At 65.9% G+C, this 13,509-nt stretch carries 14 protein-coding genes, 1 tRNA gene and 1 pseudogene; 6 read left to right on the plus strand and 10 right to left on the minus strand.

Translation table 11 applies throughout. The features are described from left to right. Positions 1–28: 28 nt before the first annotated feature. Together ACIOTO_RS13030 and ACIOTO_RS13035 are read right to left on the minus strand one after the other, a co-directional pair. On the minus strand, positions 29–484 hold the full coding sequence (locus tag ACIOTO_RS13030; protein WP_400858157.1) for a hypothetical protein: 456 nt from the start codon (positions 482–484) through the stop codon (positions 29–31). A gap of 34 nt (positions 485–518) precedes the next feature. Then, entirely contained in the window at positions 519–1,103 is a 585-nt protein-coding gene (locus ACIOTO_RS13035; protein WP_400858158.1) for a GNAT family N-acetyltransferase, read from the minus strand. A gap of 188 nt (positions 1,104–1,291) precedes the next feature. On the opposite strand from ACIOTO_RS13035, the gene ACIOTO_RS13040 reads away from it, so the two are divergent. Next, positions 1,292–1,365, plus strand: a tRNA-Pro gene (locus ACIOTO_RS13040). A gap of 191 nt (positions 1,366–1,556) precedes the next feature. Here the strand turns inward: ACIOTO_RS13040 and ACIOTO_RS13045 are convergent. The 5 genes and pseudogenes from ACIOTO_RS13045 to ACIOTO_RS13065 form a co-directional block, all read right to left on the minus strand. Further along, a complete protein-coding gene (locus tag ACIOTO_RS13045; RefSeq protein ID WP_400858159.1) occupies positions 1,557–2,780 on the minus strand; it encodes a tyrosine-type recombinase/integrase in 1,224 nt (407 codons plus the stop codon). Next, positions 2,767–2,976 (minus strand): helix-turn-helix transcriptional regulator, encoded by a 210-nt coding sequence (locus ACIOTO_RS13050; RefSeq protein WP_400858160.1) that lies wholly within the window; start codon positions 2,974–2,976, stop codon positions 2,767–2,769. The genes ACIOTO_RS13045 and ACIOTO_RS13050 overlap by 14 nt, the downstream gene beginning before the upstream one ends. After that, on the minus strand, positions 2,973–3,674 hold the full coding sequence (locus tag ACIOTO_RS13055) for a hypothetical protein (protein ID WP_400858161.1): 702 nt from the start codon (positions 3,672–3,674) through the stop codon (positions 2,973–2,975). The genes ACIOTO_RS13050 and ACIOTO_RS13055 overlap by 4 nt, the downstream gene beginning before the upstream one ends. 128 nt (positions 3,675–3,802) lie before the next feature. Further along, on the minus strand, positions 3,803–4,294 hold the full coding sequence (locus ACIOTO_RS13060) for a single-stranded DNA-binding protein (RefSeq protein ID WP_400858163.1): 492 nt from the start codon (positions 4,292–4,294) through the stop codon (positions 3,803–3,805). A gap of 89 nt (positions 4,295–4,383) precedes the next feature. Further along, a pseudogene (locus ACIOTO_RS13065) lies at positions 4,384–5,016 on the minus strand (type IV secretory system conjugative DNA transfer family protein); the annotation flags it as partial. Between the two features lie 568 nt (positions 5,017–5,584). Here ACIOTO_RS13065 and ACIOTO_RS13070 point away from each other — a divergent pair. The 3 genes from ACIOTO_RS13070 to ACIOTO_RS13080 all read left to right on the plus strand — a co-directional run bounded on the left by ACIOTO_RS13070 (position 5,585) and on the right by ACIOTO_RS13080 (position 6,644). Continuing rightward, a complete protein-coding gene (locus tag ACIOTO_RS13070) occupies positions 5,585–5,860 on the plus strand; it encodes a hypothetical protein (RefSeq protein WP_400858165.1) in 276 nt (91 codons plus the stop codon). 316 nt (positions 5,861–6,176) lie between these two features. Further along, a complete protein-coding gene (locus ACIOTO_RS13075) occupies positions 6,177–6,302 on the plus strand; it encodes a hypothetical protein (RefSeq protein WP_400858166.1) in 126 nt (41 codons plus the stop codon). 33 nt (positions 6,303–6,335) lie between these two features. Continuing rightward, entirely contained in the window at positions 6,336–6,644 is a 309-nt protein-coding gene (locus ACIOTO_RS13080) for a rhodanese-like domain-containing protein (protein ID WP_400858168.1), read from the plus strand. A gap of 978 nt (positions 6,645–7,622) precedes the next feature. Here the strand turns inward: ACIOTO_RS13080 and ACIOTO_RS13085 are convergent. Beyond that, positions 7,623–7,928, minus strand: coding sequence for a winged helix-turn-helix transcriptional regulator (locus tag ACIOTO_RS13085; RefSeq protein ID WP_400858584.1), 306 nt, complete (start codon positions 7,926–7,928; stop codon positions 7,623–7,625). A 116-nt stretch (positions 7,929–8,044) separates the two neighbouring features. Here ACIOTO_RS13085 and ACIOTO_RS13090 point away from each other — a divergent pair, with 116 nt between their 5' ends. Beyond that, positions 8,045–8,887, plus strand: coding sequence for an SDR family oxidoreductase (locus ACIOTO_RS13090; RefSeq protein ID WP_400858170.1), 843 nt, complete (start codon positions 8,045–8,047; stop codon positions 8,885–8,887). Positions 8,888–9,215: 328 nt separating this feature from the next. Here the strand turns inward: ACIOTO_RS13090 and ACIOTO_RS13095 are convergent, their stop codons facing one another. Continuing rightward, positions 9,216–9,476, minus strand: coding sequence for a hypothetical protein (locus ACIOTO_RS13095; RefSeq protein ID WP_400858171.1), 261 nt, complete (start codon positions 9,474–9,476; stop codon positions 9,216–9,218). A gap of 674 nt (positions 9,477–10,150) precedes the next feature. Between ACIOTO_RS13095 and ACIOTO_RS13100 the strand changes: the two genes are divergently transcribed. Further along, positions 10,151–10,456, plus strand: a complete 306-nt coding sequence (locus ACIOTO_RS13100; RefSeq protein WP_400858173.1) for a nuclear transport factor 2 family protein — start codon at positions 10,151–10,153, stop codon at positions 10,454–10,456. Positions 10,457–10,847: 391 nt separating this feature from the next. Here ACIOTO_RS13100 and ACIOTO_RS13105 read toward each other — a convergent pair whose 3' ends face one another. After that, entirely contained in the window at positions 10,848–13,334 is a 2,487-nt protein-coding gene (locus ACIOTO_RS13105; RefSeq protein WP_400858174.1) for an excinuclease ABC subunit UvrA, read from the minus strand. Between the last annotated feature and the right edge of the window lie 175 nt (positions 13,335–13,509).

Consider the following 13,509-nt stretch of genomic DNA (forward strand, 5'->3'; position numbering starts at 1 on the left):
CGCGCTGTCGGATGAGGCATACGCGGGCTCAGGATTCGACGGTGACCTGCTGGACGGCATCGTCGATGCCCAGGTGCACGGCCGGCCAGTATCCCTCGGGGAAGTGCTCGCCGCAGCTGTCGGTGAAGTGGAGGATGACCGTGCCGTCGGGGGTGGCCTCGATCGCCTCGAGCGCGAGATCGGAGGCGGCGTCATCGAGGTCCTGCGGGTCGGGCTCGCCCGTGGTGAAGTTCGTGACGACGGCATCCGTCGCGATCCGCCGCAGCGTGTGCAGCCGCTTGACGACCTCGCGCATGCGGGGGAGCAGCAGCGTGACTTCGTCGGGAGTCGTTCCCTCGAGCATGAGCTCGAGTTCCGTGCCCTCGACCGAGACCGTGCCGACGAACCAGTCGTGCGTGAGGACGGAGCCGTCGGTGAGCTCGGATGTGGCGCGGGTGAAGGTGCCGAGTTCGGGATCGTCGATGGTCGGGCTCGCGTCGCTCATGCCTTCACGCTAGTGGCTCGGGGGTATGGCGCGATCATGAGGCCAGGTCGAGGGCGACGAGGGTGCGCCCCGGCTTGAGTGCGATCTTCTCGGTGAAGCCGGCCGTGAGGAACGTGCCGAGCGTGCCGTGGAACAGATCGTTGGCCCGCTGCTTCTCGCCGCGTGTGTCGACCGGGTAGCCCTCGATCAGTCGAGCTCCGGATTCGCGGGCGTAGTCGACGGCGGCTTCCAGGAGCGCGCGGTTCAGCCCAGTGCCGCGGTGCTCCCGCCGCACGACGAAGCACGTGACTGCCCAGACCGACTCGTCGTCGAACGGCTCGTTGGTCGCCGCGGCGATGATGCGCGTCCGCGGGATACGCGCCTGGCGGGTGCGCGGCCCGATCCTGATCCAGCCGGCCGCCTCGCCGTCGACGTAGGCGATGATCCCGGGCGGCGGCCCCTCGTCGATCTCGGCGCGGAACATCTCGGTGCGCTGCGGAGTCGTCGTCGTGTTCCAGTCCTTGTTGCTCAGCACGGGCCAGATGCACTGGCAGCTCGCGCCGTCGCCGCCACCGGTGAGAGCGTGCTGCACATCGTCCCAGCGGTCGGTCGTCGCCACCTCGGTCGTGATCGTCACCATGCACGCGACGGTACGCGCGGCATCCGACAACCCGCAACGGCTCGGTTCGCGGAGGGGCTTGGGTTGCGGCTAAGATAGGGGAGTTGCCTGCGCGAGAGTGCAGAACAACGGGCTGTGGCGCAGCTTGGTATCGCACTTGACTGGGGGTTAAGTGCGGTAGCGGCTGTTTCAGCCTGAAAAGTGAACAACGGGATGTGGCGCAGCTTGGTAGCGCACCTGACTGGGGGTCAGGGGGTCGCAGGTTCAAATCCTGTCATCCCGACAGAAAAGCCCAGGTGAGAGCATTTTTCTCGCCTGGGCTTCGTCGTTTCCGTGATCCTCTTCGGAGGGGTTTATGAAAGCATCACACCAGTGAAGGCTGATGCCCTTCGAGACCCCCAGCTGCGGCTGTTGTGACGAGCCGGGACCTGGTCGGGACCTGGAGACCGATTTCGTCTCGATCCGCGACCGTTTTCATCGCCCGGGTGCGGCTGTCCGATGGGTCTTGGCGGGAGGTTCGCGGGTGGAGGTTTCCTGTCCGTTGAGGAACGCGTTCGCGCGGGCAGCGGCGTCGGTGAGGTGTCTGGTGTCGGGGTGCAGGTAGCCGCGGGTGGTCTCGATGGACTTATGTCCGAGGATGCCTTGGAGGACGTGAAGGGGGATGCCGGCGTCGGCGAGCCAGGTGGCTCCGGTGTGACGGAGGCCGTGCCGGGTGAGGCTCGTCAGTTCAAGGTCGTTGACGAGCTGATCCCATTTCGTTGCGTCCCGTACGGAGGCGGTAGTGAGCACGCCGCCGCGGGGTCCGGTCAGCAGCCGCTCCTCAGGCTCACGTCCTGCGGTGAGGCGCTCCAGCACGGGGGTGAGCGCTTGCAGGATGGGGACGTGCCGGATGTCTCGTCCCTTGGTTTGCTTGGTGACGAGGCCGCCGGCGCCTGGGTAGGTTTGGCGGCGGATCGTGACGATCCGTTGTTCCCAGTCGATGTCGCCGACTTGAAGACCGGAGATCTCGGAGCCGCGGGCAGCGAGGAGGGCGCAGAGCATCACGAAGTCGGAATAGCTCTGATGCACCTCTCCACACCGATCCGCCAACATCGTGAGCGTCGCGAGGTCTTTGAGCGCGTGCACACGCGGTGACAGATCGTCCTCCTTGAGGTTGAGAGCTGATTTCCCCAGAGAACGCCTGGACCGGTTGCGGGCGGGGTTGCTGGGGAGGAGGTCGTCTCGGACGGCTTCGTCTAGGACGCGGACGAGAGGTGCGATGGTGTTCTTGATGGTTGACGCGGAATGGCGGGTTTCCCACTGGTCGATGGTGCGATCGATCATCCCGGCAGTGATCCGTGACATTGGCAGGTGCCCGAGGGCGGGGAGGACACGGAGGCGGAGTCCAAGCTTGTAGCCGTCGACGGTGGACGTCGGGTCCAAGCCCCGCTGCCATCGGTCGCCGATCATCTCGACGTAGTCGGAGAGCGGGATGCGTTTGTCGATCCCGAGCTCCGCGGAGGCCTGCAGGTACTGGAAGAACTCGTCCGCGGCGTCCTCATCGGGGACGACGAGCGCGCGGGTGACTCTCTTACGGGTGTGCGGGTCGATCCAGCGGGCGCGAGCACGGATCCCGGAGGCCCGGTGTTCGAGATCGGTGGTGACCTTCACCCCGATCGGCGGCACCGGGGGAGGTGCGGTCGGTTCAGACGTGCTCATCAGTGCCGAGGGAGGCGAGCCACTGCTCGACTTGCTCGATGCGATACCGGGTCACACCACCGATCCGGATAAACGGCGGCCCTTTCTTCTCTGCCCGCCACCGCGAAAGCGTCGACTCCGAGACCCGCAAGAACGCGGCAACCTCATGGCTGTTCCGCAGCGGCGAGACGAGCACGTCGCCTGCCTGTTCGGTCATGGTTGGTCGCTCCAGTCGATGTTCACGATCTCCCGGATCGTCGCGTCCTGCTCCGCAGTCCTCGCCTTGACCTGCTCCTCAACGAACGCGAGGAAGTCCTTCGTGCGCTCAGTGACGAGCGTTTCCGTGGTGTCGGGCTCGGTCCAGCCCTCGGATTCGCCACCGGGCCAGGCGGTGACGCGGGTGGGGCGATCGCGGTCGAGGCGGGTGCCGGAGATCGTGACCCAGTCCCGCAACCGTTCGCGGGCGATGGAGAAGTCGTGGTGCCAGGCCAGGGCCTGGTTGCCTTTGGCTTGCGGGTCGAAGCAGAACAGCCAGTGCTGGCGCAGGGCGGACAGTTCCCAGAGGAGTTCGGGGTGGCGGTGCCACATCGGAGGCACCACCTGCGCGGGTAGTCCGTACGTGTGGCGGAGCCAGTCCACCCAGGCGTTGAGCTCGAGGATCTCGTGCTCGAGGTCACCGGCTGGAAGGGTGCGCCAGTTGATCGGACGTGCCACCGCGGTGAGGGACTTCGCCAGGTCCGCCACGAAGGTCTGCTTCGCGAACGCTCTCGCTTCCTCAGCGACGTCTGCGGGGAGCCCGGACAGGTCAATCCCATCGAAGTCAGGCCCCTGCACGATCGGATCCGCATCAGGCAGATCCGCATCAGGCAGATCAGGATCGGGCAGGTCGGGTCGTGTGGGATTGTCGGTCGTCATCAGAAGACTCCAGGAGCAAGGCGAGGCGAGAAAGAAGGAGGAGAGCCGCGAGGGACGCGGCGAAATGAAGGGGGCGGGTGCGGCGACCAGGCGGAGGTGATGGTGGGGCTGGTCGCCGCACCCGCGGCTTATCGGGCGACCGCCTCGCGCTGCACGGACGTGCTGCTGGTCGTCGCAGACGGCTCCGGGTCGAGCTGTGCTTCCCTCTCGGTGAGAGCCTGCTGCATCTGCTCCCGCACCGGCACCTCCTGCTGCGGGGCTTCTCGTTCGGGCGGGGTGCGGTCGACGGTGTAGCGGGTGATGTTGTTGTCGTGTCCGATCCGGGACGCGACGAACTGCTCGCGCTCGGTGCCGTCGCTGCCGGTGTAGGTGCGGGTTTCGCCTTCGGCGATGAAGTTGTCGTCCTTGCGGAACTGCTCATGCGCGAGCTCCGCGGACTTTCGGAACATCACCAGGTCCGTGAACGTCGGCTCCAGCTGGGTGAATGTCCCGTCGTCTTCGACCCGTGCCTGGGGCTGCCCGATCCGGGCGTAGAGGCGGGCGTCGCCCTTGCTGGTGAATGTCAGCTCTGGGTCAGTGGCGACGAACCCGGAGAGGGATTCCTTCGTACGGATGGTCATCGTGCTGTCTCCCAATGTGTCGATGTCAATCCCGCAGCCGCGGGCTCACCAGACAGGTACGAACCCCACGCGGCTACCGCGCCCCTGGGCTATCGGGCACCGCCTTGGAGGGTCTGCTCGATCTCACCCCGGTCAGCGCGGAGCTGCTTCGCGTCGGCCCGGGAGGGCCACGGGCGCAGATTCGTGATGATGGGGCGGGCGGTGCGGAGCATCACGACCCCTGTGCTGAACGGGAGCGTGCGCAACACGTCCGGAGGCAAGATCGGCACCCGCCGGATCGAGCGCTGCGATGAGTGCGCACCGTAGGCGTCCGTCGTGATGCTGTCGGTGGTTTCGTCGCGGTCGCCGATGAGGGTGGAGAGGTCTTGGAGGTCTCGGCTGTTGGAGGCTCCGCCGAGGATGATTTTGACGATGGAGGCGTCCCAGATCGCGTTCGCCTGGTTCTCGCCCCACTTCTCCCGCGCCTGGGCGAGGGACTGCAGCACCGGTAGCGGGGTGATTCCGGTGCCGCCGCCTTCCGCCATCAACGTCGGCAACGACGGGAGTGGGGCGAGGTTCCCAATCTCATCCAGCGCCAGCAGGAGCGGTGGATCCATGCGTGCTCCGGGCGAGCGCGCGGCGATCTTCCTCGCCGTTTCGACGAGGTCTTCGATAAACGTCGCCACCAACGCCGACGACGCCCCCGCCCCCGCACCCGTGGCCAGGAGGTAGAGAGTCCCGTTGAACGCGAACACCTCATGGTCCAACGCCTTAACGCTCTCACCACAGCAGCGCTCGAACAGCGTTTTCCCTGGACGGTAGGACTCGGCCTTCTCGACGCCGAGGCTCGCATCGTCGCGGTCCGTGCGGTTGCTGCGTACCGTGACCGATGGAGCATTGCCTCGACCAGCCCACTGGGGCCCGTATCCGCCGACGATGCGCAACGCATCGACTACGAACGCACCCGAGACACGCTCACCCGCCTTCAACAGGACGCTAACGCGCAACGCCGCGAGACCGTGCAGCGAGGGGTCGGGCGGACCCTCGGAACACTGTGACGCTGGAGCGCCTCAGAGTGTTCGCCCTTCCTTCTCGCTGAGCACTTGGGTATCCTGGCGGTGGCAGGAGCAATCGCGCGCCAACCCCTCAGAAGCAGGGAACGGCAGACCGTTCGAGAAGTACCTCGGGCACTGAACCACTCAGGACCAGCCACACCACCGTTGTCCTGCGTGCGAGAGTGAGGCCCACGTCATGTTCCTGAACCGACTCTGGAACGCCAGCGTCCACACCCGCGTCTTCCTCCGGAGATGGATGCCCACTAACATCCTCCTGGACGTGCTCCGCACCCGTCGCGGCCTTAAATGGGGCATCCCCGCGATGTTCCTCGGCGTCATCTACGTGCTGATCGCTGTGACCTGTACCGGACTCATCGAACACGGGTGGAGCACCTGGCTCTACCTCGTGTTCTTGCTCGCCCTGTGGAACGCACTCAAGTTCCTCCTCTTCGGGCCATGGAGTCTCGTGCTCCTTGCGCGATCCCGGTCGCAAGAACGAAGCGCTCGCTCAGCTGTCATCGTCCCGTACTAGCGGCCTGGAACGAATTCGTCGGAACACGCCCCACCGTCCGCAGAACCGGCTGCCGATCGCAGGCCGACCACGGCCGCGACTCAACTGATGGGACAACCAGAGCTCGGCGCGGCCGGCTGGGATCGAGCCTGGCTGCGTACCATCGAGCGCACAGACGGGATGCCCAATTCGCCGCTCCCGAAGGCACAAAGTCTCGCCCGCAAGCAGAAGGCCACGCTCACTAATACCTGGCTGCTCTACAGCCTCGTCCTAGTCGTCGATGAGCGACCCCCTCTGTTTCTCGAACTCCTCAGAGATCACGCCCAGACCGTAGAAGGTGGCGGTCGACGAACTGATCGATCTGGACGTGTCGCACTCGCCTCCGTCCGGACAGGCGAAGGACGCCGCGAACCTTGCCGAGATGATCGGGGCCAACTTCCTGGACGACACTCTCACTCTCTAGGACGCACTGAATCTTGATCAGGGACTACGGGAGGTGCTAGTTCTGGATGTGCGAAGTGCCGACGAAGTCGCGATCGGGCTCCTGCCCGACTCGGTACACGTCCCACATACCGAGCTGCGCGGCCGGCTCGATGAGGTCGCGGATGCGGCGGCGGGACGTTCCGTACGGGTGATGTGCGCGTCCGGAGTACGGTCCGTGATCGCGAATCGGGTGCTGTCGCAGGCCGGGTTCGATTCCGCGTTCCTGTCCGGCGGGATGCTCACCCTCCGTGCCGTGCCGTGCCGTGCCGTGCCGTGCCGTGCCGTGCCGTGCTCGGCGACCGCGCTGAGAGCATCTTGGTGACCTCGAAGCGGGGAAGCCGCGCCCATCTCTGACCGGATGAAGCGTCAAGCCGCTGTATGCGCAGCCGCGCCAGGTGAGCGCGTGCTGCGTGGGATCGTCGCAGTGTTCGCCATCAGCCTCGCTCACGGTTCCCCGCTATCGGGATCATTGCCGGCCTCGTCGCGTCCCTGCTTCACCGCGCTGTCCCGGCCACGAGAAGGAACCTTCGTCCGGAATCTTCGCTCGCCTGTTCCACCGATGACCACCCCAACGCCGAAAGGCACCCTCCTTCCCGGAGAGCAAACTGGTAGCGAACGTACAGAGGCGTGACAAAGCCAGCTTGGCGCGCTCGCCGTCGGGGAGAAACGCGAGGTCCGCCGGGAGGTCACCCTGAGCCGCCGAGACGGCCACGGCACCGACCGTCATCGTGGTCTGCTCGAAGGGCCACTCGCGGCTGACTGCCGTCTCTTGCCACCGCGGAGAGTGGTGCAGGCGGGCGTGGTCGGTGTCGGAGCCGAAAGTGGAGATTGGGTCCACGAGAGCCTCGAGCGGTCTTCGGTGAGTTGCACCTCCCAGATGAGCCCGCCCGCCGGTTAGACGAGCAGCAGCCGTCTCCAGTACTCAAGGCGTCCAGCCAGTCTCGGGCCAACTCTCCACCCAGCACGTGCGGGCGTGAGTGAACTCCGCGAACGGCGAGGTGCAGCTGGCGTCGGCCGACACGGCAGATCGCGGTTTTCGGAAGCGACGGGCGAGGTCGTGAGGTCTGTTTCCACGCTTCTGCACTCCGCGTCTATTGTCCGACGTAACTGTGAACAGTTGGTGTCAGTTCGCGGATGTCGTGGAATGGTCGCAATGACGAGAATGGTGGAGCGGCTGAGTGTCAGCTCGGCGTCGTCGAGCCGCAAGCCCGTCAAGATCCGCTGGTCGCCCGAGTTTGCTTCACGTCAGTGCGGCGCCGCCATGCGCGGCTGCGTCATCAGCGCCAGGAGTATTGGCCAGTCACTGGCCTGCCGAGCTTCGGATCTCGTCCAGGTTCTCCACGAGTGGGAAGGTAGCTGCCCACACGTTCATCGCGTCCAGCACCGGGCGCAGTCGCTCGCCGGACGGTGTCAGTTCGTAGACAACTCGTGGCGGCACCTCCGCGTACACGGTGCGGGTGACCAGGCGATGGGCCTCGAGGCGGCGCAGCCGGTTGGAGAGCGTGTGTGCGCTGATTCCCGTCAGCGAACTCTTGAACTCCGAGAATCGCGCCGGCACCCTGAGGAGCTCGCGAACGATGAGGGTAGCCCACGGCCCGTCCAGCAGTGTGAGGAACCTGGCAACACCGCACTCGGGCCGCGAGTCTTCGCAAAAAAGTCAATCTTCATCACACCCATTAGTGCATTTGACGTAACCGATGCACCATGTGCACTAATAGAAACATGACAATCATCGTTCACGGCGCCTCTGGCGCTCAAGGTTCTCCCGTTCTTGCTGCTCTGCGCGCGGCGGGCCACGACGGGACAGCAGCTGTTCGCGACACCTCCAAGGTGACCGGTCCTGCCGTCGCTATCGACAACACCTCCGTAGACTCTCTGGTCGAGGCCTACAGGGGCGCGGACGCAGTGTTCGTGCACCTGCCGCTGGGGACCCCGGATCAGCAGACCGCGTTCGCCAAGACCATCGCGGATGCCGTGACCCGGGCCCGCCCCGGGCGAGTCGTGTTCTCGACCAGCGGCTACCCGACAGCAATGCCGGACGGAACCCAGACGTCCGTCGGCGTGCTCGCAGACGCCTTGGCTGAGACGGACGTCTCGTTCGCGGTCATCATGCCCAAGCTCTTCCTGGAAAACCTGCTGCTCCCGGTCACACTCGCGCCCGTGCGTGAGGAGGGCGCGCTGCGCTACCCGATCCGCGAGGACTACGCAGTGTCCTGGGTCTCGCACCTCGACATGGCCGACATCGCGGTGCGGTTGCTCACGGATCATTCCGTCACGGGCGTGGTAACCGCCGGTGCATTGCCGGCACTGCTCGGAAGTGACATCGCCCAGGGCTTCTCACAGTATCTGGGCGCGCCGGTGGTGTTCGAGGCTCAGACCCCTGAGGCCTACGGCGAGCTCATTATCCCGATGTTCGGAGCGGGCGCGGCACAGCCAGTCGTAGACAGCTACCACTACCGCTGGACCATGCCCGGCGAGGTCATCGACGAGGAACGCTCCGCTCAGAGGCTGCTCGGGATCACCCCCCGCACGGTCGAGCAGTGGCTGCGAGACCTCGGAATCTAGCCTGAACGGTTCCCCGATGCGCGCTGTGTGAAGTGACGTGGTTCCGTCCTTCTGGATCACCCCCAGGAGGACGGAACCACAACTGTGACGCCGACCTGGGCCGGACTTCTCTTCGGCGTTTAAGTCGGCGCCTGCGTCCGCTCAGTCGTTGTTGATGGCGCTCAAGCAAGCCAAAGTCCATATGTAGCCCGTCAGGCCACTCTCTTGGCTTCTTGCGCGAACGCATGACGAATCACTATCGCCTGAACCGGACCACACCCCGCGTCAACGAGGGGTGGCCAAATGTCAGCGACATGGCGAGTCACTTCCTTGTTCGTCGAGACTATCGTCACGTGGGGGAGACCCGCAGCGTGATCCGCCCAGCTGCACGGTACTTGGCGTGGTACACCCGTGGACCGTGCCCGCGCGTGAATCCGAGCTTGGCACAGCCCGCGGCGAGCTTCTCGAAGCCAGCGACGGCCACGACAACCCCACCTGTCCGCGCGGTGCGCAGCAGGCCGCGGGCGAATAGGAGAGCTGTGAGCGTCGTGCACGGTCGCTGCGCGAGCCCGATGACCGTCCAGCGCGGCCTGCCCTTCTGGAGTCTCAACGGCCGCCGCCGTCGTGAACGACGAGGCATCCCCGTGGCCAAACCCCCGAAGCCACACACGCCCCACACCACCGCGACGATACGAAGTCCAAGGAGCCCGACGGTGACGCCCACAGCCACGAGGGCAATCACGCTTCCCCCATGAGGTGCGCGCCAGAGACGGCCAACAGCACGTCGAGCATCGGCCGGTAGTGGCCAAGATGACCATGCCGGTGCGGTCTGGAGATTCGTAGACGGCGCCACGAAGCAGGTGCGGTGGGAGCGAGGGAATCGGTCATCGCCCAGTTCGGCGCTGACTGGATCATGCTGCTGCTCGACAGCCTCGAGACTGTTATCGGCGAGGCGGGACATCCGCTCACCCTGGGCAGTCCGAGCATCTCGCCTTTTGTGCGCGTGGCGCTGTCAGAGGCATCCGTCGTGATCCTCGACGAAGCTACCCCCGAGGCCGGCTCTGCAGACGCCGAACTCCTCGACGAGGCAGCACTCGCCGCGATTGGAGAGTGCACGGGCATTGTGATCCCCCACCGATCGACGCCGGCAGTCATCGCCGACCGCATTCTCGTGGAGATTTCGTGCCCGAGAACCAAACCCGCCCGCCGATGTCGCGGCGGCGTACTTCGAATCCCTAGGTGCCGTAGTGATGTCCCTACGGCGATGGGGCAGCTGAGCCCGCAGTGGTCGGGCGCCAGCCGGGCGCCGACCGCTTCTCCGGAGACCACGTGGGCATTGACGGAGTCGGGGCTTTGCTCGACGGAATGGTGGAAACGAGCGAGGGCAGCTTCCATCTCGCCGTCACTGGCCCGGTGATGGTGAACGGCGAATTCGTCGCGGTTCTCGTTCGCTTCACCGGTGCGCGATCTGATGTGTCGATGGATATGGCAGGAGTGGATCTGCTGACCGTCCGCGACGGCAAGATCATCGCCGTGTACCTGTTCTCCGAAGACGGTTTCACCGAGGACGCCTTCTGGGTCCGCGGCTGAGTTCACACGAACCTGAAACGACAGCAGCCCCGCGAGGTGATGTTTCGCGGGACTGCTGCCATTTGCCTGATGGATGACCTTTGCCGGGGACCGCCACGCCGGCGCCTCGATGACCGTCTGCCGAGCCACAGGCGGTCGCCTAGGAGACTTTCATGCTCGGGAACAGCGGACCGAATACGGCCCACACCCCTTCAGGAATCACATCACGCCGAACACTCCGGTCTCGCCCCGGCGCGTACCAGGAGAGGTTTCGCAACAGGACCTAGAAGACTCGGTGATGCGCGACTGCCTCCAATCCACGACCACGTTGCCTGAATAAGGCGCGAAGAAATAGTCAAGCCCCGCGCCGCTTGGTTTTCGGAGCGAAGGTCACTGGCGCCCAACTGTTTGTCTAGCTCGTGCGGAGCATAACTGGGGTGAGGAAGCGGCCGGTGACGCTGTCAGGGTTAGCAGCGATGGCTTCGGGGGTGCCGGTGGCGACGATGTGTCCGCCGTCCACGCCGCCTCCGGGGCCTAGGTCGATGATGTGGTCCGCGTTGGCGATCATGTCCAGGTCGTGTTCGATGACGATCACGGTAGCTCCGGTGGACAGCAGCCTGTCCAGCACGTTCAGGAGCGTGCGGATGTCGAGAGGGTGCAGGCCGACAGAGGGCTCGTCGAACACGAACACGGTACCGGTGTGGGTGCGACCGAGCTCGGCGGCGAGCTTGAGACGCTGAGCTTCTCCTCCGGACAACGCGGGGGTGTCCTCGCCGAGGGTCAGGTAGCCCAGGCCGAGATCGATCAGCGTCGACAGCTTCTTGCGCACTCTCGTCCGCTCGCCGAGCAGCGTCGCGGCATCGGCGACGGTGGTGCCGAGCAGCTCGGGCAGGGACCGGTGCCCGTCGCTGGTGGGAAGCCAGTGCTCGGAGGCAGCGGGGTTGTAGCGGGTGCCGCCGCAGTCGGGGCAGGGGATATCGACGTCAGGGAGGAACTGCACGTCCAGGACGACCTGGCCGGTGCCCTCGCACCGCGGGCAGCGCAGCGACCCGGTGTTGTAGGAAAAGTCCCCGGCCTTCAGTCCGGCGTCCTTCGCGGACGGGAGCCCTGCGTAGGCGCGGCGCAGATCATCGAGGACCCCGCTGTAGGTCGCGACGGTGGAGCGGACGTTCGTGCCGATCGGGGTCGCGTCGACGACGTCTGCGCGTGTCACCCCTGCCGCGTCGAGGGAGATGACGTGCCCGGGAAGCGGAACACCGTCGTGGGCGGCGGCGAGGCCGGGTACGAGGCTCTCGAGCACGAGGGTGGTTTTCCCGGACCCGGACATGCCGGTGACAGCGGTGAGGCGGCCTTTCGGGAACTCGGCTTCGAGCGCGTGGACGGTGTGGATCGGGGCGGTCTTCAGACGGATCTCTCCGTGGGAGAACACGGTGTCTTCGCTTGCACGGTCGCGGACGACCACCGTCTCGTTGCCGGACAGGAACGGCCCGATGAGAGACGCTGGGTTTTCCTGGATGGCGTCAATGCTCCCTTCGGCGAGGACCGTGCCGCCGGAGGAACCGGAGCCGGGGCCGATCTCGATCATCCAGTCCGCCTCGCGCAGGACCTGCACGTCATGGTCGACGAGCACGACGGAGTTCCCTCCGTCGAGGAGATCCCGCATGACGCCGATCAGGCCCTCGATGTTCGAGGGGTGCAGCCCGATCGACGGTTCGTCGAGCACATAGAGCAGGCCGGTGGTCTCGTTGCGGACCGCTCGCGCGAGCTGCACGCGCTGCCGCTCTCCGGTCGACAGGGTGGAGCTGGCACGGTCGAGCGTGAGGTAGCCCAGGCCCAGCTCGATCAGGCGGCGACCCATCTCGGTGAACTGCCCGGCGATCATCTCCGCCATGGGGCGCATGTCCGCAGGTAGCGTGGCAGGAACCGTCGGCGTCCAGGCCATCGTCTCCGCGAGGGTGAGGGCGGAGGCCTCGGCGAGATCCTTGCCGTCCACCTGCGTTCCCCGCGCGGCTTCGGACAGGCGACTGCCGTGACAGCTCGGGCAGGTGTGCGCGGTGATGAACCGCTGCACACGGGCTAGGCCCTTCTCGCTGGTGGCATTGCTCATCGCCTCTCGCACGGCCTGGCGGGCGCTGCGGTAGGTGAAGTTCAGCTCGAACAGCTTCCCGGTCTTCGACGGGACTTCGATCTCGCGCTTCTCCGCGGGACCATCGAGCACGATTCCTCGCTCCTGCGGGGTGAGCTTGGCGTAGGGGACGTCGATGCGTACACCGAGCGCGGCGGCGACCTGTGGCATCACTGAGAGACCGAACATCCCCCACGGGGCGACCGCGCCCTCGGCGATCGACCGCGAGGGGTCGGGGATCAGCGTTGCGTCGTCGATGTCGCGCACCGTTCCAGTCCCCGCGCAGGTCGGACACGCCCCATCGGAGTTGAACGCCAGCGACTCCGCACCCGGCGGGTAGAACTCCGCGCCGCAGACCGGGCAGATCAGGTCCTTGTTCGCCGCGACATCGATCGTCGGAGACAGACGGTGACCGTTCGGGCACAGATGCGAACCGAGCCGCGAGTACATCACCCGCAGTACATTCAGCAGCTCCGTCGACGTTCCGAAGGTCGACCGCACACCGGGCACGCTGGGACGCTGTCGCAGCGCCAATGCCGCCGGAACGTGCCGCACCGAGTCGACGCTCGCGCGAGCCGAATGGGACATGCGCCGGCGCGTGTAGGTCGACAGCGCCTCGATGTACCGCCGGGACCCCTCCGCGTAGAGCACCCCCAAAGCCAGCGACGACTTCCCTGAACCGGACACCCCAGCGACTGCGACCAGCTGCCTCAGCGGGACATTCACATCGATGTCGCGCAGGTTGTGCACCCGAGCGCCCCTCACCTCGGTCACCAACGGAGCCCATGCTCCAGGGGCCTCGGAGTGTTCGCTGCCCATCAGACCTCCACGCGACCCGCAGGTCATTCGTTCCACCGATCTATCTTCCGTGTCAAGTATATGCGGTAGTCTGATGCGGCCGTCGTATGACTCGCGACGGGTCAATGAGTTCCCCCCCCACTGGGGAAGA

The organism is Microbacterium sp. NPDC087592 (assembly GCF_044743585.1).
GTDB lineage: Bacteria > Actinomycetota > Actinomycetes > Actinomycetales > Microbacteriaceae > Microbacterium.